General features: G+C 45.2%; 19 protein-coding genes. 17 read left to right on the top strand and 2 right to left on the bottom strand.

Annotated features, from left to right (window positions below):
- Positions 1–71: 71 nt before the first annotated feature.
- The 9 genes from yajC (at position 72) to WBM30_RS09060 (ending at position 10,056) form a co-directional block, all read left to right on the top strand.
- A complete protein-coding gene (gene yajC / locus WBM30_RS09100; RefSeq protein ID WP_108033845.1) occupies positions 72–419 on the top strand; it encodes a preprotein translocase subunit YajC in 348 nt (115 codons plus the stop codon).
- 34 nt (positions 420–453) lie between these two features.
- Positions 454–735, top strand: a complete 282-nt coding sequence (locus tag WBM30_RS09095; protein WP_424900423.1) for a post-transcriptional regulator — start codon at positions 454–456, stop codon at positions 733–735.
- Between the two features lie 629 nt (positions 736–1,364).
- On the top strand, positions 1,365–3,968 hold the full coding sequence (gene adhE, locus WBM30_RS09090) for a bifunctional acetaldehyde-CoA/alcohol dehydrogenase (RefSeq protein WP_424900422.1): 2,604 nt from the start codon (positions 1,365–1,367) through the stop codon (positions 3,966–3,968).
- 266 nt (positions 3,969–4,234) lie between these two features.
- On the top strand, positions 4,235–4,879 hold the full coding sequence (locus tag WBM30_RS09085) for a metal-dependent transcriptional regulator (protein WP_424900421.1): 645 nt from the start codon (positions 4,235–4,237) through the stop codon (positions 4,877–4,879).
- A 25-nt stretch (positions 4,880–4,904) separates the two neighbouring features.
- Entirely contained in the window at positions 4,905–6,035 is a 1,131-nt protein-coding gene (gene dinB, locus WBM30_RS09080; RefSeq protein ID WP_424900420.1) for a DNA polymerase IV, read from the top strand.
- A gap of 40 nt (positions 6,036–6,075) precedes the next feature.
- Positions 6,076–6,897, top strand: a complete 822-nt coding sequence (locus WBM30_RS09075) for a ZIP family metal transporter (RefSeq protein ID WP_424900419.1) — start codon at positions 6,076–6,078, stop codon at positions 6,895–6,897.
- A gap of 158 nt (positions 6,898–7,055) precedes the next feature.
- Positions 7,056–7,736 carry a metal-dependent hydrolase gene (locus tag WBM30_RS09070; protein ID WP_424900418.1) on the top strand — a complete coding sequence of 227 codons (681 nt, stop codon included), beginning with the start codon at positions 7,056–7,058 and terminating at the stop codon, positions 7,734–7,736.
- A 23-nt stretch (positions 7,737–7,759) separates the two neighbouring features.
- The gene (locus tag WBM30_RS09065) at positions 7,760–9,082 is read left to right on the top strand and encodes a DRTGG domain-containing protein (protein ID WP_424900417.1); all 1,323 of its coding nucleotides are present in this window, start codon (positions 7,760–7,762) and stop codon (positions 9,080–9,082) included.
- A gap of 11 nt (positions 9,083–9,093) precedes the next feature.
- Complete coding sequence (locus WBM30_RS09060; RefSeq protein WP_424900416.1) at positions 9,094–10,056, top strand: DHH family phosphoesterase; 963 nt, start codon at positions 9,094–9,096, stop codon at positions 10,054–10,056.
- Between the two features lie 68 nt (positions 10,057–10,124).
- Here WBM30_RS09060 and zwf read toward each other — a convergent pair whose 3' ends face one another.
- Complete coding sequence (gene zwf, locus WBM30_RS09055; RefSeq protein WP_424900415.1) at positions 10,125–11,645, bottom strand: glucose-6-phosphate dehydrogenase; 1,521 nt, start codon at positions 11,643–11,645, stop codon at positions 10,125–10,127.
- A gap of 265 nt (positions 11,646–11,910) precedes the next feature.
- On the opposite strand from zwf, the gene WBM30_RS09050 reads away from it, so the two are divergent.
- Entirely contained in the window at positions 11,911–13,227 is a 1,317-nt protein-coding gene (locus WBM30_RS09050) for a DEAD/DEAH box helicase (RefSeq protein ID WP_424900414.1), read from the top strand.
- A 102-nt stretch (positions 13,228–13,329) separates the two neighbouring features.
- Here the strand turns inward: WBM30_RS09050 and WBM30_RS09045 are convergent, their stop codons facing one another.
- Positions 13,330–14,118: a DUF1189 family protein gene (locus WBM30_RS09045; RefSeq protein ID WP_424900413.1), complete on the bottom strand. Its 789-nt coding sequence runs from the start codon at positions 14,116–14,118 to the stop codon at positions 13,330–13,332.
- Between the two features lie 141 nt (positions 14,119–14,259).
- On the opposite strand from WBM30_RS09045, the gene WBM30_RS09040 reads away from it, so the two are divergent.
- The 7 genes from WBM30_RS09040 (at position 14,260) to WBM30_RS09010 (ending at position 20,431) form a co-directional block, all read left to right on the top strand.
- A complete protein-coding gene (locus WBM30_RS09040; protein ID WP_424900412.1) occupies positions 14,260–14,868 on the top strand; it encodes a superoxide dismutase in 609 nt (202 codons plus the stop codon).
- 210 nt (positions 14,869–15,078) lie between these two features.
- Positions 15,079–15,534 carry a MarR family winged helix-turn-helix transcriptional regulator gene (locus WBM30_RS09035; RefSeq protein WP_424900411.1) on the top strand — a complete coding sequence of 152 codons (456 nt, stop codon included), beginning with the start codon at positions 15,079–15,081 and terminating at the stop codon, positions 15,532–15,534.
- 83 nt (positions 15,535–15,617) lie between these two features.
- Complete coding sequence (locus WBM30_RS09030) at positions 15,618–16,709, top strand: ABC transporter permease (protein ID WP_424900410.1); 1,092 nt, start codon at positions 15,618–15,620, stop codon at positions 16,707–16,709.
- A 10-nt stretch (positions 16,710–16,719) separates the two neighbouring features.
- Positions 16,720–17,397, top strand: a complete 678-nt coding sequence (locus WBM30_RS09025) for an ABC transporter ATP-binding protein (protein WP_424900409.1) — start codon at positions 16,720–16,722, stop codon at positions 17,395–17,397.
- Positions 17,398–17,432: 35 nt separating this feature from the next.
- Positions 17,433–17,831: a DUF2177 family protein gene (locus WBM30_RS09020; RefSeq protein WP_424900408.1), complete on the top strand. Its 399-nt coding sequence runs from the start codon at positions 17,433–17,435 to the stop codon at positions 17,829–17,831.
- A gap of 38 nt (positions 17,832–17,869) precedes the next feature.
- Entirely contained in the window at positions 17,870–19,663 is a 1,794-nt protein-coding gene (locus WBM30_RS09015; RefSeq protein WP_424900407.1) for a DAK2 domain-containing protein, read from the top strand.
- The gene (locus tag WBM30_RS09010) at positions 19,664–20,431 is read left to right on the top strand and encodes a DUF1295 domain-containing protein (RefSeq protein WP_424900406.1); all 768 of its coding nucleotides are present in this window, start codon (positions 19,664–19,666) and stop codon (positions 20,429–20,431) included.
- The last annotated feature ends 70 nt before the right edge of the window (positions 20,432–20,501 follow it).

Genomic DNA, 20,501 nt, shown 5'->3' with positions numbered 1-20,501 from the left:
GGTGGTAGTCTATCCTAAAGTTTGGTAAAGTGGATGATAGATAAAAATAATCCACAGATGGAGGAAAATGTATGGATACAGTAATCATGATTGCCTTTTATGGGGTGCTGTTCGGCGTAATGTATTTCATCCTGATCAGACCACAAAAGAAACAAGCGCAAAAAACGCAAGACATGCTGAGTCAAATCAAACCAGGAGATAGAGTAGTCACCATCGGCGGCCTGCACGGAATTGTCGAAGAAATCAATTCTGCGGATAACACAGTCGTATTGGATTGCGAAGGGATCTTCCTGACTTTTGAAAAACGCTCTATTTCACGTATTTCAAAAGTTGCCACTATCACAACTGATGATGCGATTGTCGAAGATTATTCAGCAACAGAATCAGAGCAAGAACAAGAAGACAAAAGCGAAGAGTAAAGCGATTTGATTCATCGGAAAGGAGGGACGGCATTTGCCGAATATATCAGAGAAGCAATATGATCAATTGGAGCCCTGGTTCAAACTGAAAGCAACTGAGTTCAATCAATTGGGCTACGATAACATCCAAGTCGACGATATCTATCGCTATTTCAAGGAATTTTCTTGGAAGCATACCGTCCCTCCGCATTATTACCAACAGATCCGGGATATCATGAAGACGACGGTAAACCACTACTTCGACTTTGTTGCTTTGGAAGCGCAAGTCTATAAGGTCTCTTCATTGGATGAAATGAATTTTGATGATTTCCTATGAATCGTTCCACGCGAAAAGTACAATACTTCAAAGTATTGTGCTTTTTTTTAGGAGTTTGGCGAGAACCCGCATAACTATCTGACATCTTGATTTAAAAAACTTAAATAATAACGTATGATTTGGAAAACCAAACGTGTTTTCGTATAATATCCTTGTGAGGTGATTGCTTTTTTTGATGGCATCATAAAGGCGGGACGATTTCAGCCCTCGAAATTAAGCGAAATAAGTTTATCACTCGAATATGAATCGCTAAATACAAAAAAAGGGGGGTTCAACTATTAGTAAGCGGATTTATTAGAGTGGGGTGCCTTGTAAATGCGGAAATCAAACGGATAGGGACGTAAAACGACCATATATGTTTCCGTCATAAAAATTATTCCAAAAAAACTTTTTAAAGGCACTGATTCCGAACAATGATAATAATTTCACAATCGAAAGGTTGAGAAATAGAATGTTTCCATTAACTATTTGTGAAAACAAGTAGAGACAAAAAACTCTGCTGAACACGCTTACAGGGCCTGTGTGGAAAATACGTGAAGAATATCACATTTATCCGCTTTACAAACGAAATCCCATGAAATATAATAAGCATGTGAAAAGGATAACATACATTTTTAGGAGGATCTCACATGAGTAAAGAAAAAGTAGTTTTAGAGGAGAAAAAACCCATGATGACTGCAAAAGAAGAAATCAGCAACTACACTGGAAAAGCCCAAAAAGCTTTGACTCTATTTGAAGATTATACCCAAGAACAAGTCGACCACATCGTCCACGAAATGGCATTAGCTGCAATGGAGCAACATATGCCACTTGCAAAAATGGCAGTTGAAGAAACAGGCCGAGGCGTTTATGAAGATAAATGTATCAAAAACATGTATGCCGCTGAAAACATTTGGCATTCAATCAGAAAAAATAAAACAGTCGGAATCATCGAAGACAATAAAGTTGATCAAATCATGAAGGTTGCCGCTCCTGTAGGCGTTGTTGCCGGTATCATCCCAACAACCAACCCAACTTCGACAACAATCTTCAAAGCAATGATCTGTATGAAAACAAGAAACCCGATCATCTTCTCTTTCCACCCAAGCGCAGAAAAATGTTCGGCTGCAACTGCAAAAGTTGTTTACGATGCTGCCATCAAAGCAGGCGCACCTGCTGACTGTATCCAATGGGTAGAAGGCGTATCAATGGAAAAAACAGCTGAATTGATCAACCATCCAGAAGTTGCTGTCGTATTGGCTACAGGTGGAGCTGCAATGGTTAAAGCTGCTTATTCTACTGGTAAACCAGCATTGGGAGTTGGTCCTGGTAACGTTCCGGCTTACATCGAAAAATCAGCAAACGTTAAACGCGCTGTAAACGACATCATCGTTTCAAAAACGTTCGACAACGGTATGATCTGTGCTTCAGAACAAGCTGCAATCGTCGACAGCGAAATCTATGATGAAGTCAAAAAAGAATTCCAATTGCACAATGTATACTTCGCTAAACCTGAAGAAATCCAACAATTGGAAGACGTCGTGATGAATGACGCCAAAACTGGCGTGAGACCGAATGTTGTCGGCATGCACGCTCGTAAAATCGCTGAATTGGCTGGATTGAACGTTCCTGCAAACACTAAATTGTTGATCGCTGAATTACCGGGCGTCGGAGCAGAATACCCAATGTCAAGAGAAAAATTATCTCCAGTATTGGCTATGATGAAATCAGACAGCACAGAGCATGGTTTCGAACTATGCAAACAAATGCTTGATTTGGGTGGTTTAGGTCACTCGGCTGCACTGCATACTCGCCGCAATGATTTGATCGAGCAATTCGGAAAAGAAATGAAAGCTTGCCGCGTGCTTATCAACTCTCCATCTTCTCAAGCTGGTATCGGTGACTTATATAACAACAATATCGCTTCATTAACTTTGGGTTGCGGATCTTACGGCAGAAACTCAGTTTCTCATAACGTTTCTGCATTAGATTTATTGAACGTGAAAACTGTTGCTAAAAGGAGAAATAATATGCAGTGGATTAAATTGCCAGAGAAGGTTTACTTCGAAGAAAATTCAGTTAGATACTTACGTGACATGAAAGATGTCGAAAGAGTCTTCATCGTCTGCGACGACGGCATGGTCAAATTCGGCTATGTGGATGTAGTCATCGAACAATTGAAACAACGCAACAACAAAGTATCTTACGCAATCTTCTCAGATGTTGAACCTAACCCGACAACAAATACTGTAAACCGTGGTACTGAAAAAATGCGCGACTTCAAACCGGATACAATCATCGCAATCGGCGGAGGTTCCCCTATGGATGCTGCCAAAGCGATGTGGTTGTTCTATGAGCACCCAGAAAGCGACTTCTTCGGCGCTAAACAAAAATTCTTGGATATCCGCAAACGTACTTACAAGATCAAGGACATGGAAAAAGCGAAACTTGTCTGCATCCCTACCACATCAGGTACTGGTTCGGAAGTAACGCCATTCGCGGTTATCACAGACAGCGAAACACACATCAAGTACCCATTGGCTGACTACGCATTGACTCCGGATGTTGCTATCGTGGATCCACAATTCGTATACAGTGTTCCTAAATCTGTAACTGCAGATACTGGTATGGACGTATTGACGCATGCCATCGAATCTTTTGTTTCCGTATTGGCAAACGACTACACTAAAGGTTTGAGCTTGCAAGCCATCAAACTGGTATTCGAAAACTTGAGAAATTCATACAACTACGGCGACCAAGAATCACGCGAAAAAATGCACAACGCTTCAACAATCGCTGGTATGGCCTTCGCGAATGCGTTCCTGGGTATTTCCCACTCGATCGCACACAAAATCGGCGGACAATGGGATCTGATCCACGGACGTACGAACGCTATCCTGTTGCCGCATATCGTCCGCTACAATGCGCTCGATCCGCAAAAACATGCATTGTGGGCTAAATACGAGTACTTCCGTGCAGACGAAGACTACGCTGAAATCGCTCGTTACCTAGGCTTCAAAGGCAACACGACTGCTGAATTGGTAGAAGCTTTGGCTACTGAAATCACTAAATTAGGTCAAGATGTCGGCATCAAGATGAACTTCAAGGATCAAGGCATCACTGATGAAATGCTTGATCGCGATGCGGACCGCTTAGCTGAATTGGCATTCGAAGATCAATGTACAACAGCTAACCCTAAACAACCACTGATCTCAGAATTGAAAGAAATCATCTACGCAGCCTACAAAGGTTAATAGCAGATAAGGAAAAGCCGGGACACGCTCCCGGCTTTTTTTGTTGCACAAAAAATTTTATGATTCGTTGACGGATATAGCATCCTGGATTGTCCATCTTTCCCGATAGCCTCCGCCAATTTGTCGCCAGCCAGCGTAGTCTGTTGCCTAAGCGGAGTATGTACTGACAGTGAAGGGATTATTGTGGGTTTTTAGCTTGTAATCAAGTGAAATTGTCGTATAATATAAAATATAGTTTAGGTTAGCCTAAAAAGAGGAGGGAGCGCATGACACCGCATAAAGAGGATTATCTGAAAGTAATCATGGAATTGGGTGGAGACAAACAGCTAGTCAACAATAAGCAGATCGGGCAGGCTTTATCCGTATCTGCTGCTTCTGTCACCGAAATGTCCGTTAAATTGCTCAAAGATGGCCTGATCAGCCACATCCCGTACCAAGGGGTGCAAATCACCGAAAAAGGCCAATTGATCGCAAATAAGTTGATCCGCAAACATCGGCTTTGGGAAGTGTTTCTCTCGGAGAAATTAGCTTTCAACTGGGATGAAGTGCATGACGAAGCGGAACTGTTGGAGCATGTCTCATCGGATCGTTTGATCGATAGTTTAGATGCTTATCTAGGTTTTCCTAAATATGATCCGCATGGGGGCGTGATACCCGACAAAGAGGGGCGGATCGAAGTTTATGAAAGCAAACCATTGATTGAGCTGGAAGTCGGCAGCCGCTTCATCATTAGGGAAGTTGATGACGATCAGGAATTTCTGGCGTATCTGCTCAATAAGGGCGTAAAGTTGAGCGTCCCTTATCTTTTGACAAACGTGGAGCCGTACGAAGGCCCGTATACGTTTGAGGCGCAGAATCACCAGTCTTACCAAATCAGCTTCAAAGCGGCAAGTAAAATTCACGTTCAATAAAGCAGTTCAAAACAAGGAGAACAGTATGCAGATTGGGATCTTGACCTTCAAGGAACCCGAAAATGATAAAAGCAGAAAAATCATCCACGTGGATATGGATGCCTTCTACGCTTCAATCGAAGAAAGGGATCATTCGGAACATCGCGGTAAACCGATCGTCATTGCGAATCATCCGAGAGATACGGGGCGCAAGGGGGTTGTGACTACAGCCAATTATGCCGCCAGGAAATTCGGCATCCATTCGGCGATGAGTGCGCAGAAAGCTTTTGAACTCTGCCCGGATGCCATCTTCATTCCTCCGCGCATGAGCCATTACAAGACTGTTTCCCAACAGATCAGGGGGATATTCGCGCGCTATACCGATTTGATAGAACCTTTGTCGCTTGATGAAGCCTATTTGGATGTCACCAAGAATAAGCAGAATCTGTCCAGTGCGACAATGATTGCCCGACAAATCCAAAGAAAAGTCTGGCAGGAAACGGGTCTGACTTGTTCGGCCGGTGTTTCCTACAATAAATTCATTGCAAAGATTGCTTCCGACTTCCAGAAACCGGCTGGCATGACTGTGATCACACCAAATGATGCAGCCCACTTTTTGCGGGGACTGCCAATCGAAAAGTTTTATGGTGTCGGCAAGAAGACAGTCGAAAAGATGAAACTGTTGGGCATCCATTCCGGAGAGGATCTCTATCTTTTTGATCAAAGTGAATTGCTTTCACGATTCGGGAAGCACGGATATATCCTCTATCAACGGATCAGAGGCATTGACAACCGAGCTGTGGAGCCTGAAAGAGAAAGGAAGTCAGTCGGGAAAGAACACACCTTTACACAATTCCTGACTGATGAGGAACAGGTCAGAATGGAACTGAAACAAATCGCTCTGGCTGTCCAAGTAGCCCTGCACACCAATAAGTTGCACGGTCGGTCGATTGTATTGAAGATCCGCTACGCTGATTTCGATACCATAACCAGAAGAAAGACCCGTGTCGATCATTTTTCCCAAGCAGAGGATATTTTCCGTCATGCCTGGGAACTGTGGTTGGACCACGGCACGATAGAACGGCACGTACGTTTATTAGGGATAACCGTCACACAGCTCGACCCAATCCATTATGAGAACATTCAGTTGCCATTATGGGACACGACGCATCTATAGAAATCATTCATTATTTCATTATAAAGGGGAGATAAAAATCATGTTAGAGTCATTCAGTCAGTTAAATCCTATTATGCAAGCATTCATAGCGGGATTATTCACTTGGGGTTGTACCATCGTAGGTGCCTCATTTGTATTTTTCTTCAAATCCGTAAATCGCAAAGTTCTTGATGTCATGAGCGGCTTCGCTGCCGGGGTCATGATAGCGGCATCGTTCTGGTCATTGTTGGCTCCATCCATTTCCCATGCCGAAGAGAGCGGCTACGGTGGCTTGTCATGGGTTCCGGCGGCAATCGGTTTTTTGCTGGGTGGCGTGTTCCTGCGCATGACGGATAGAATCGTCCCCCATCTGCACTTGGGTGAACCGATGGAACACCGGGAAGGCCCGCAGACACAGGCTTCCCGCAATCTGTTGTTGTTCCTTGCAATCACAATCCATAACATTCCCGAAGGCTTGGCAGTCGGGGTCGGTTTTGGTGCGGTGGCAGCCGGCATATCCGAGGATAATACGTTAATGAGTGCCATCGGTCTGGCAATCGGTATCGGCATCCAGAACATACCTGAAGGGTCGGCCTTGTCTATGCCAATCCGGGCTGATGGTAACAGCAGGATGAAGGCCTTCAATTACGGCCAGCTTTCTGCCATCGTTGAGCCGATTGCGGCAGTCATCGGGGCAGCCGCCGTCATATCGATGAGTGCGATTTTGCCGTACGCGCTTGCGTTCGCTGCTGGGGCCATGATTTTTGTTGTCGTCGAAGAACTGATACCGGAGTCGCAAACGAACGGCAACAGCGATATCGCCACGATGGGACTTATGGTAGGCTTCTCAGTCATGATGATTCTTGACGTCGCTTTAGGATGATGAATAATCCGTTAAAAAGGCCTTCTATGCGGAAGGCCTTTTAATGTATGCAGAACAAACTAATAGCGCTCGCTTTTAGTTGTACTAATAAACTGTTTCATGATACGATGAATACTGAATAATACAGTTTTTTGTCAAAGAGAAAGGTGAGGAATCGCATGAGGATATCTTTTCACGGGCAATCCTGCGTATGCATCGAAACAGCGGAACAAAAGCATCTGCTGATCGATCCGTTCCTGTCAGGAAACCCACTGAGCGACCTGAATCCGGACACGGTACTTTGCGATGTGATCCTGTTGACACATGCACACGGTGATCATGTCGGTGATACAGAAAGGATCGCACGCAGAACAAATCCGCTGATTATTTCGACTGTTGAACTGGCGGGCTATTTTGCCGCGAAAGGATTCCGTACACATGGCATGCAACCGGGTGGCGGTCACCAGTTCGAATTCGGGTATGTCAAACTTACTCAGGCTATCCATGGGTCGGCAATGACTGTCGATGGTCTGCCTTACACATTTGGGTTGGCAACCGGCATCCTCCTGAACGTTGAAGGGAAAACGATTTATCATGCGGGCGATACAGCGCTGTTTTCCGATATGAAATTGATAGGGGAAGATTACCCAATCGATGTGGCATTTCTGCCGATCGGAGACAACTACACGATGGGACCAAAAGACGCCGCCAAAGCTGTGACGTTTTTGGAACCTCGAATGGCGGTTCCGATCCACTACAACACGTTTCCGTTGATCAAGCAAGATCCGAATGATTTTCTATCCCTTCTGGATGATGGAGTCGGCCTCATCATGCAACCGGGAGATTTTATTTCAATATAATAATGAAAGCAAGGGAGTGCACTATGGCAACGAAACACGAGCAAATCATTCAATACATCGAAACGCTGCCGGTCGGAGAAAAGCTTTCCGTCCGTACGATAGCTAAAAATTTGAACATGTCTGAAGGGACGGCTTACCGCGCCATCAAAGATGCCGAGAATATCGGATTGGTTTCAACCATTGAGAGGGTAGGCACCATTCGGATCGAACGCAAGTCGAAAGAGAATATCGAAACACTGACTTTCGGCCAAATCTGCAAAATCATCGATGGGGATATTTTGGGGGGCAAGAAAGGCCTGGACAAGACGCTGAGCAAATTCATCATAGGTGCTATGCAACGCGAAGCGATGGAGCGATACATTTCACCCGGATCGCTTATGATCGTCGGTAACCGGAATGATATCCAGGAATTCGCATTGGAGAAAGGCGCTGCTGTCCTGATTACGGGTGGGTTCGATACGGATGATGGTATCGTCCATTTGGCTGATCAGGTCGAAATGCCAATACTGCGCACGACCTATGACACCTTTACCGTAGCGACAATGATCAACCGCGCCATGACGGATCAACTGATCAAAAAAGAAATTATGTTAGTGGAGGATATCTACACCCCGATAGATGAGACAAAATTTCTCTCGTTGGACGACACCGTTTTCCAATACCGTAATCTCAATACCGAAAGTACCCACTCACGTTTCCCAATCGTCAATCACAATATGCGCCTTGTGGGCATCATCACAGCGAAGGACATCCTGGGCAAAGCAGACACGCTTTCACTTGAGCGGGTAATGACCCGGGATCCGATAGTCGCAAAAACGCACATGAGTGTAGCGAGTGTGGCGCACCGGATGATCTGGGATGGCTTGGAAGTGATGCCTGTAGTGAAAGATAACCTGCAGTTGCTGGGCATCATTTCGCGCCAAGATGTCATGAAGGCCATGCAGCTTGCGCAGCGTCAGCCGCAAGTCGGCAACACAATCGAGGACCAAGTTGTAGAAAACCTATCCTTGACCAGCTCGGAAGAAGGAGACAGCTTACCCGCTTATCGCTTCAGAATCACACCACAAATGACGAACAGTCTGGGGACTGTGTCGTTCGGAGTGCTGAGCGAAGTTTTGGCGAGCACAACCAAGAAAATCTTGTATACCTTACAGAAACGGAATGCTGTCATCGAGCAGATGGACATCTATCAATTGAAGATGATCCAGATAGACAGCATCATTGAGATACGTTCAAAAATATTGGAATTGGGCAGAAGATCATCCAAATTGGATGTCGAAGTCTATTTAGAAAATTCACTGGTCAGCAAAGCGATCGTCATTTGCCAACTGATGGAAAAATCCTAGGAGGTAAGTAAGTGGGAAATCCGATTTATGCAGATATAGTCAGTAAAATTCAAGAGTATGCCACCATCATCATCCATCGGCACCTGCGTCCGGATCCGGATGCGTTGGGGTCTCAGAACGGCCTTGCCAACTTAATCAGGCAAGCCTATCCTGAGAAAAAAGTATTCGTTGTCGGCGAAAATGAAGACAGCCTTTCCTACCTCGGCAGCATGGACAGCATACCGGATGAGGCCTATGAAGGTGCTTTGGTGATTGTCACGGACACCGCAAATCAGCCCAGAGTCAGCGACAAACGTTTTGTCAAAGGGGATTATCTGATCAAAATCGATCATCATCCGAATGAAGATCCCTACGGTGATATTTGCCTTGTGGAGACGCAAGCCAGCAGCAGCAGCGAAATCATCGCAAAGATTGCTTTTTCAACTGGGGACAAGTTGCCGATGAACACCGCAGCGGCGAGACTTTTGTATGCCGGTATCGTCGGTGATACCGGCAGATTCCTTTATCCGGCGACTACAGCAGTGACCATGGAAATAGCCTCCAAACTGATGCAGTTTGATTTTTCCGCGTCGGATATCAGTCAAATGATGAACACAAATTCTTTGAAAACGGCCAATTTGTCAGGGTTCGTCCTGCAGAGTTTGACAATCAATGATGTTGGGGTTGCCAGCATCATCCTCTCCCAAGAAATCCTTGGGAAATTCGGTGCGGTCGACAGCGATACTGCTCCAGTTGTCCCATTGCCGGGTACCGTAGAGGGCGTTTTATGTTGGGGGATTTTTGTCGAGCAACCGAACGGTACCTATCGTTGCAGATTGCGCTCAAAAGGTCCAATCATCAATGAGGTCGCCAAACAGCACGGCGGGGGCGGCCACCCACTTGCGAGTGGAGCGAACGCAAAGGATGAGTCGGAAATAAACGACATCATTTTGGAATTGGAAGAATTGGCGATTGAATGGCAGAATACGCATTAATGAAGCGGACTTGAATCAAAAAAAGCCGTACAAAAGCGTCAGTTTCGCTTTTGTACGGCTTTTTAGTTTTATTCGTTTTCCTGTTTTTCTTTGTAACTTTGACTCCAGTTGAATTCAGTCCAGTGGAATCCGTCCTGCTCAAGCAACGTGTCACTTTCTTTTGGACCCATCGAGTGGCTCTCATACGCGAAAAGGGTATCCGAGCAATCTTCTTGGGCGTCCCAAACTTTGCGTATTTCATCGACGAAGTGCCAAGATTGTGCGACTTCATCCCAGTGGGAAAAGTTTGTCGGATCGCCGTTCAGGCAATCCAATAAGAGGCGTTCATATGCTTCAGGGCTGTTTGCTTGCGTTTCCTCATCGTAGATGTGATGCATGCGAATATTTTTCATCTCAGTTCCTTGGCCGACACGCTTGGCATTCAAGCGTAAGGAGAAGCCTTCGAGCGGAGAAACATGGATCGTCAGTACATTCGGTTCAGCGATTTCGTCGACGCCTTCTGTAGGGAAGATATTCATCGAGACGTGTTTGAACTGGATATGGATGTATGTTTCTTTTGAAGCCATTTGTTTTCCAGTCCGGATGTAGAAAGGAACGCCTTTCCAACGGAAATTATCGACTAATATTTTACCGGCCACAAAGGTTTCTGTTGATGAATCAGGGGTGACGTTAGGTTCCTCCCGGTAGGCTTGCAACGCTTTTGCAGGGTTTCCGGCGTACTGGGCCCGGATAAAGTTGCGGTTGACCTCTTCTGGTGTGTTGTACAGACGCAGGGAACGAAGAGCTTTAATTTTCTCGGAACGGACATCTTCGCCTTGCAAGGAAAGTGGCGGTTCCATAACCAACAAGGCAACGATCTGAAGGATATGATTTTGCACCATATCGCGCAAAGCGCCATTGTTGTCGTAATAAGCACCGCGTTCTTCCACGCCAACAGTCTCGGAGAGGGTGATCTGAACATTGTCGATGTACTTGTTGTTCCACAGCGATTCGAAAATCATATTGGAGAAACGGACGGCAGAGATGTTCTGCACCATTTCTTTGCCCAAATAATGATCGATGCGGAAGATTTGGTTCTCGTCAAACGATTTGCGCAACTTAGTGTTCAGCTCATCCGCGGATACGAAATCGCGCCCGAATGGCTTCTCGATGATCAAACGGTTAAATCCGTCTTCTGTAATCAGTTTTTGTTCTTTCAGTTTTTCGGCAATGATACCGAAAAATTCAGGAGACATCGCCAGATAGAAAATACGGTTTCCTGCCAGCGAATACTTGGCATCCAAGGATTCGGACAAGACCTTCAATTTGACGTAGTGTTCCGAGTCGTTGACGTTGTGGGCGATGTAATAGAAATGGGTTGCGAAAGAAACAGCTTCTTCCTTATCCTCAGTCAAATCTTTGATGGAATCCAAGACCACTTCACGGAAATGTTCATCGGACCAATCCCGTCGCGCTGTTCCGATAACGGCAAAATTATCTTTAATAAATCCTTTTTTGTATAAGCGAAATAATGATGGATACAGTTTACGGTGAGCCAAATCACCAGTTGCTCCGAAAATAGTGAACAGAGCAGTATTTTGGGTAATCATTACATGCCCCCCTTTTTATTATGATTAGATTCTATTCATTATATCATTATACTATTATCATATACGGTTGGCAATGAAAGAAAGCGTCTGTTTTCATGTTGACGGTATCTTTGGCGGGGTGCTTCCGCTTGCTTGTATAGATATATTGCGAATAAATTTACGCGTTGGATTTTCAAATTCTTATTTGAAATTAAGGTTTAAAACTTGCGCATGTGTTATAATGGAAAGGCATAAAATACGCAGAAGAAAAACAAGAGGTGTAAACGTGGAATTTAAAGACTTTCAATTGAAGCCATTTTTGCTGGAGGCAATCAGCAAATTGAATTTCAAAGAACCGACCGATATCCAAAAACAAATTATCCCGATCATTCGAACAGGCAAGAGCGTGATTGGTCAATCGCAGACAGGAACAGGGAAAAGCCATAGCTTTTTGCTGCCCCTGATAAATGACATCGATCCAACAAAAAATGAAGTCCAAGTTGTCATCACTTCACCTAGCCGTGAGCTAGCTGAACAACTGTATCAAACAGCCAGTCAGCTGGTCTCAAATGCTCCCGAAGAAATCCGTATCGTCAGCTACGTAGGCGGCACAGACAAAAAACGTCAAATGTCCAAACTGGTCAACAACCAACCGCATATCGTCATCGGAACTCCCGGCAGGATCCTTGACCTGATCAATGAGCAGGCACTGAAGATCCATACAGCTAAAAAGATGGTCATTGACGAGGCGGATATGACGCTGGATCTAGGCTTCCTGCATGATGTCGATCAGATTGCCGGCCGTTTGCCGGAGAAACTGCAGATGCTGGTATTCTCCGCTACGATCCCAGAAAAACTGAAGGGCTTCTTGAAGAAATACGTCGAAAACCCTGTCGTTGTCCAGTTGAAACCGGAACATATCATTGCTCCGGCGATCGATAATCTGTTACTGTCCACTAAAGGCCATGCAAAAATTGATGTTCTGTACCAAGTGTTGACAATGGGAGAACCGTATCTGGCATTGATTTTTGCCAATACAAAACAAAATGTCGAGGAAATTGCTGATGGACTGAGACAACGTGGCATTCAGCCAGCTGTCTTGCATGGCGATGTGCCGGCTCGTGAACGCAAACGCATCATGAGAAGAGTCCATAATATGGAGTACCAATTCATGGTGGCTACCGATTTAGCGGCACGCGGCATCGATATCGAAGGCGTTTCACACGTCATCAACTATGAATTGCCGAAGGACATGGAATTTTTCGTACACCGTACGGGCAGAACGGGACGCAGCAACTTAAAAGGAACTGCGATCACTTTGTACGCACCAGGTGAGGAAAAGGCAATCGACGATTTGGAGAAGTACGGTGTTGTTTTCAAACCGGTCGCTATCGAAAAAGATCAACTTGTCGAAACGTACGAAAGAAAACGCCGTGAGATGAGAAACGCTCCGAGTCAATTGGAACCCGATCACCGCATCCGCGGTATGGTAAACAAGGCTAAGAAACAAGTGAAGCCTGGCTACAAACGCAAATTGAAAGAAAATATCGCCAGCCAACAGAAACGCAAAAGAAGAGCAAGCCAAACCCGCAACCACGGGTAAAAGATAAGAAAAGAGGCCGCAGCAAGATGATCTTTCGATCATGTGCTGCGGCCTCTTTTTGGGCAGGAACCGGATGTTACTGAATAATTACGGTTTGCCGTGCTATTCTTTAAGGGCTTTGTAGAAATAGAACATACCGATGAGAGCAATCGCTTCATCCTGAATCATCGGGTAGAGGCCGAATCCGTTCAATAGACTAAAGAAAACTAACGGGACTACGGAGGCTATCAGCGCCATCTTCAGTATTTCGCGGAAAGGAAGTTTCTTTCGCATGAATCCTGTCAACACATTCGCGAACAGCGCGATTATCAACAGCGTCAGAAGCACACTGAACGAAGAAATGAAAAGACTGAACATTAGCATGATCACGCCGGAAAAAAGCTGGTCGCTGGAAAAATTGCGCAGCAACTTTTTGAACGACTGGTCCGTGAGGTCATCTGACTGCGCATAGGGCAACCTGAATGGGACATCTTGAGCGTAGAGCGTGAAGGCATCCTTTGAAAATACGAGGCTCAAAATCAAAACAGGGGAGGACATTTCTTTTTCGATTTCTCTCAGCGTGTAAACTTCCTGACTATCGAAAGCCAACAGGACTGTGTCGGTTTTATAAATGAAACCTTTTTCTGTGGGATTCTCCAACTGCAATTCGCTGTCCGAAATAGTGAATGAAGGTATTTTGTCCGCTATCAAGCCTGCATCAGCCGAAAACTTTTGCAGCGTGGCATACCCATCCAGAAACAGGGGGATGCTGACGGTCAATGAGAGCAAGATGAAGAGTAAAAAGGCAGAGCCCTTTTTTAATGTCTTGGCACCCAACAATTGCTTTGGATCCATAAAACTGTCTTTGACTAAACTGACGATTGAGATTGTGATCACCGCTTTCTGCATCATACTTATCCAGTCTATCGAAAATAGATTCATTTAGCAATCAAAAATTGCTACGGCTTCGAGGCATTATTTTTGATTAAGTGAGCAATTGATGATACAGTGAAATCAGTCAGAAATAACTAAACCATTTAGGAGGAATTTAACATGGCTTTTACATTACCGGCATTACCTTATGCGTACGACGCTTTGACACCATATATTGATGAGGAAACGATGCATTTGCATCATGAAAAACATCATAATACCTACATTACGAATGTGAACGCAGCTTTGGAGAAACACCCTGAGTTGGCTGAAAAAACGATCGAAGAATTATTGGCTGATTTGAACAGCGTTCCGGAGGACATCCGTACGGCTGTCCGCAACAACGGCGGCGGACATGCAAACCACAGCTTATTCTGGACGGTTTTGGCGCCTAATGCAGGTGGAGAACCTACAGGAGCTGTTAAGGACGGAATCGAAGAAGCATTCGGCAGCTTTGATGCTATGAAAGAAAAATTCGCAGCAGCAGCAGTTGGTCGTTTCGGATCCGGTTGGGCTTGGCTAGTAGTTTCCGATGGTAAATTGGAAATCACATCCACACCAAACCAAGATTCACCGATCAGCGAAGGCAAAACGCCAATTTTAGGTCTTGATGTATGGGAACATGCTTACTACTTGAACTACAAAAACGTCCGTCCTGAGTACATCAAAGCATTCTGGAACCTTGTGAACTGGGATGAAGTCAACAACCGTTTAGCAGCTACAAAATAAACAACAAAGTTATTGCAATCCGCTTAAAGGATTCAGGGCATCCGCTCTGAGTCCTTTTTTTACTATCAAAATATTGTGATTCAGGGCTGGCTTCACCTATGCGCACTTCCAAGGCCGATTGTTTTACTTTCCGGATTCTATCGCTTAATATATATCTTGTAAGATATATATTAAGTAATGAGAATCATTCGGAAAGGAGGCGGTATCAAGATGGAGGAATCTATTTTTGAAAGGCCGCTTGAGGATCAGCTTTGTTTCGAGGTTTATCGGACTGCAAATGCCTTTGGCAAAATGTATAACCGTGCTTTGAAAGAATTCCATTTGACATTCCCACAGTACCTCGTTTTACTTGCTCTATGGGATGAAGACAAAGTATTGATCAAAAACATTGGGGAGCGTTTAGGGATGGGTATCGGAACATTAAATCCAATCTTGAATCGTCTCGAGAAACAAGGTTGGCTCACGAAAGAATCGTCCCTTGTGGATAAGCGCGCTACAATCATATCATTGAGTAAAAAAAGCATCACTTCTAAGAGAACAATCCATTTAGCTATTTTATCCGAAGTGAATGCCTGTAACCTCGATGGCGTCGATGGCTTATTTTTGATGAAACAGTTGAAAATACTGAATAACGCGATGAATCAGGCAGATGACGATGCAGGCTAGGAATGGACAGACATCCTGTTTGAGGCATCAAGATATTTTCGCCAACTATAGAAAAAAATTGAAGAAATGAAGGAGTTGCAACAATGTTCTTAGCTTGGAAAGAAATTAAGCACGCAAAAACAAGGTTTTCGCTGATCATCGGCGTCATGGTGTTGGTGTCCTACTTGGTGTTCTTTTTGGTGGGTCTTGCCTATGGTTTGGCCCAGGACAATAGAACCAGCGTAGATAAGTGGGATGCGGACGGCATCATTCTGACAGACGAATCAAATACAAACATCAACATGTCCATGCTTCCGAAAGGTGCGATCAATGAAGTTGCGGCGGATGAGGCTGCGGTAATCGGAATCGCGCCGAATGTCGTCAACAAAAAAGGGATATCAGGTGATGATGCCAAGATCGATACGACGTTCTTCGGAATCGAAGCGGATCAATTTCTGATGCCAGAAGTGATCGAAGGGGAACCCTTCGAAAACGATGATGAGGTTGTCGCCGACATCAGTCTGAAGGAAGAAGAGGGCATCGAGTTGGGAGATGTCCTGCAGCTCGCGGGCTCCGACAAAGAAGTTACGGTTGTCGGATTTACGGAAGATGCCAGATTCAGCGTCGCACCGGTGCTTTATACAACGGTCAATTCTTATCAGGAAGTCCGCTTTGAACAAATCGATGAATCGGATGAAGGACGCGTCAGTGCTATCGTTGTTCGGGACAAAGGTGATTCCATCGCGGATGTGGATACAGGAAGCACGGACTTGAAAATCTATTCGATAGCTGACTACATCAGTGAAATTCCAGGCTACACTGCGCAAGTGTTGACGTTTGGACTGATGATCGGCTTTCTGATCGTCATCGCTGCCGTCGTGATCGGGATCTTCATCTATGTGTTGACTATGCAGAAAACCAGTATGTTCGGTGTGATGAAAGCGCAAGGGATTTCGAGCGGTTATATCGCAAAATCGGTCGTCATCCAAACGTTTTTATTGGCTGCTATGGGAGTCGGCATCGGGTTATTGTTGACGGGCGCAACGGCTATGGTGTTGCCGGCAGCTGTCCCCTACCAAACGAACCTCAATTTCCTGGGCATCATTGCGGCCTTGTTGGTCATCATGGCCATGGTCGGCGGCGCATTTTCAGTAAGAGCAGTAGTCAAAATAGATCCATTGAAAGCAATCGGATAGGAGTGAGCATATGAAATTAATCGAATTGATAGATGTATCCCGTTCATTCGGGGAAGGCGAATTGAGGATAGACGCATTGAAGTCAACCAATCTTGCTGTTGAAGCCGGAGAATTTGTCGCAATCATCGGGCCGAGTGGATCGGGTAAAAGTACATTTTTGACCATTACAGGTGGATTGCAGTCGCCTTCCGAAGGGCAGGTGCTGATCAACGGCAATCCATTCAGTGATGTGAGCGAGAAAAAACGAGCAAAATTACGGTTCGAGGAGATCGGATTCATACTCCAAGCCTCCAACCTGGTCCCGTTTCTGACTGTCCAGGATCAATTGCATTTGGCCAATAAAGTCGAACGTAGCAAAGTGGATAAACAAAAACGGGATGACTTATTGAAAGAATTAGGTATCTTCGAATTGAAAAATAAATTTCCGAGTGACCTCTCTGGCGGCCAGAGGCAACGAGTCGCCATCGCCCGTGCCCTCTACCACGACCCTGCTGTCATTCTTGCGGATGAACCGACAGCCAGTTTGGATACGCAAAAGGCTTTCGAAGTGGTGGAAATTTTGGCGAGGGAAACAAAGCTGAAGAAAAAGGCCACCATCATGGTGACGCATGATGAGCGTTTGATAGACTATTGTGATAAAGTTTATGTAATGAAAGACGGCATTTTGACAGAAAGAATCGGAAGCTGAAACAACGGCGGGTAACGAAAAGGGAGGAAGAAATGATGGACAGCATCAAATTGTATTTCTTGACATTTTTTGTGTTTTTTTTAGTGGATATTGTCTGGTTGGGCGTGTTATCCAAAAATATTTACAGCAAGTATTTGGGTCACCTCATGGCTCCGAATGTCAATTGGGTAGCAGCAATAATCTTCTATCTATTGTTCATAGGTGGACTCGTATTTTTCGTGATTCATCCAGCGCTTTTGAAAGGAAGTTTGCAATATGCCATTTTGGCTGGCGGTTTTTTCGGGTTGATCGCGTATGCAACGTATGATTTGACCAATCTGGCCACTTTGAAAGATTGGCCGATTACGATCACCCTAATTGATTTGGCCTGGGGAACGTTTTTGAACGCTGCAACTGCAGGCATCACATATGTTGTGGCACAAAGATTTCTTTGAGCAACAAAAAAAGCCTAAGATCGGATGGAGGAAGACCAATGGATATTTCAAAATTGGACAGCGAAAATCTTTACTATTCTTTTGTGTCGGGTGCACAGGAGGTCATAAAAAACAAAAATAGCCTGAATGAAATCAATGTGTTTCCGGTCGCTGACGGGGACACTGGCAGCAACCTTTCTTCAACCATGCATGCGATCATCTTGGATGCGAGAATCTCCGGATCCGTTAAGGAAACCATGAACAGTATAGCCGATGCTGCTTTGACGGGTGCCAGGGGGAATTCCGGTATCATCATTGCGCAATACATCAACGGGATTTTTCTCAGTCTGATGGATGAGGAGACGATAACCATCCCTTCATTTGCAGAAACGGTCAAAAATGCGGTTCCTTATGCCTATCAGGCGATTTCCGATCCGGTGGAAGGGACAATCATCACCGTCATCCGGGAATGGGCGGATGCAGTGTACAGCCATAAAGACCTTTCGGCTAACTTCTCCGAATTGTTTTCAAAATCGATGTTCACGGCCAACAAATCTTTGGAAGCGACAACTTCTCGTTTGAAAGTGCTTCAGGACTCCAAAGTCGTCGATTCCGGCGCGAAGGGGTTTGTCTACTTTCTGCAAGGATTTGCAACATTTTTGCGCACCGGAAAGGTGGACTTGGAGGTCAGCGATGAGCCGGAAGATCTTGCTTTCAATGAGGAATTGATCCATAGTCAAGGGGAGATACGCCATCGCTACTGTACCGAAGCACTGTTGTCAGCGGCTTCGATTGATCTGGAAGCACTCAGAGCGGAACTGGCACTGTATGGTGATTCCTTGATTGTGGCAGGCAATAACCACAAAGCTAGAATCCATATCCACGCCAATGCGCCGGAACAAGTATTCCAGGTTTTGCGCAAAAAAGGCATAATCCTACAGCAGAAGGCGGATGATATGGTAAGACAGAACGAATCAGCCTTTGACCGGAAATACGACACTGCACTGATCACGGACTCGATCGCGGACCTTCCGCTGGAAATGCTCGATCGCTATCAAGTGCACATGCTGCCGCTCAACCTGAATTTTGACAACACCTCCTATCTCGACAAGGTGACGATGACGCCAGAACTTTTCTACCCTTTGTTGGAAGAAGCCATCGAATACCCGAAGAGTTCACAGCCGAATCCGATTGTTGTAGAGAAATATCTTGACACTGTGCTCTCTCATTACGACAAAGTCATCATTTTGACTGTCGCGAAAGAGCAGAGCGGAACCAACAGCGTGTTCCAAAATGCTGTCTCGAAAAAACTGCATGAAGGGAAAAAAATTGCCGTGATCGATTCGAAGCGGAATTCCGGTGCGGAAGGATTGCTTGTCATGAAAGCGGCAGAAATGATCGCGGCGGAAACGCCTTTTGATGAAATCGTTGGAGCGATTGAACGCTTGAGGGACCGTACAAATATCTTCGTCAGCGTGAACAACTTAAAATACATGGTGAGATCCGGACGGTTAAGTAAAGTTTCCGGGTTAGCTGCGATGACAATCAATCTCAAACCTGTTGTGTCCATCGATGCAGAAGGCAAAGGATCGATAGCTGAGAAGGCGTTCAGCGAGAAAGGGAATGAAAAGAAGCTATTCCGTTTGCTGGAAAAGGTAAATGCACAGGAGCAGATTTCGAGATATGCGATCGTGCATGCCAATAATCCCGAAAAAGCTGAAGCCTATCGTAAGCGCAGCGTCGCCTTACTTGGCAAGGAACCTGAATATATCATGAACATTTCTACAATCGTCGGAATGAGTGCCGGTGTCGGCACTGTGGCGATTTCTTATATGTGTGAGGAGGAATCATAGATGAATGCTTTTCTGTTAAGTGCTCTAGTACTATGGATCTTATTTTCAATCATATTCATAGTCGCGCAATATCTTGATAATAATTCGATTGTGGACAGTTTTTGGGGACCGGCCTTCCTGTTGGTCGCAATCGTAACATTCCTGAATTCCGACGTCATCGGTTTGCGGGCGGTCGTACTGTTGACAATGGTGGCAGTCTGGGCTTTGCGGCTCTTTTTGTACATCACCGTCCGGAATTGGAACAAACCTGAAGATTACCGTTACATCAATATGCGGAAGCGATGGGGGACCTCTATGGTGCGATTGAAGGCTTACGCGCATGTCTTTGTTCTGCAAGGCGTGCTGGCCTTTATCGTATCTTTGCCGATCATCGTCACGAATACTTCGACAGAGCAAGAATTGGCGCCGTTTCATTTTGTCGGCATTGGCTTATGGATCGTCGGTTTTCTGTTTGAAACGATCGGAGACGCACAACTTAAGCGTTTTAAATCGGACCCTAGCAACAAGGGCAAGCTGATGATGGAGGGCCTCTGGCAGTACACGCGGCACCCGAATTACTTTGGTGAGTCTGCGATGTGGTGGGGCATTTTTATCGTAGCGCTGGATGGATTGGGCAGCCTGTATATGATCATCAGTCCAATCATCATGACATTACTGTTGTTGTTCGTATCAGGTGTTCCGTTACTTGAAAAGAAATATGCAGGCCGCGATGATTTCGCAGCCTATACTAAAAGGACAAATAAATTTTTCCCATGGTTCCCAAAATGAAGAAAAGCTGAACGGGTTCGTTCAGCCCTGAAATAGACAAGAAAAGCGGCTTGGTTCAAAATACCAGCCG

The sequence above is a fragment of the Trichococcus sp. genome, assembly GCF_049684335.1.
Lineage (GTDB): Bacteria > Bacillota > Bacilli > Lactobacillales > Aerococcaceae > Trichococcus.
The sequence above is the reverse complement of the archived record's forward strand: the minus strand, read 5'-3'. Positions and strand labels throughout refer to the sequence as shown.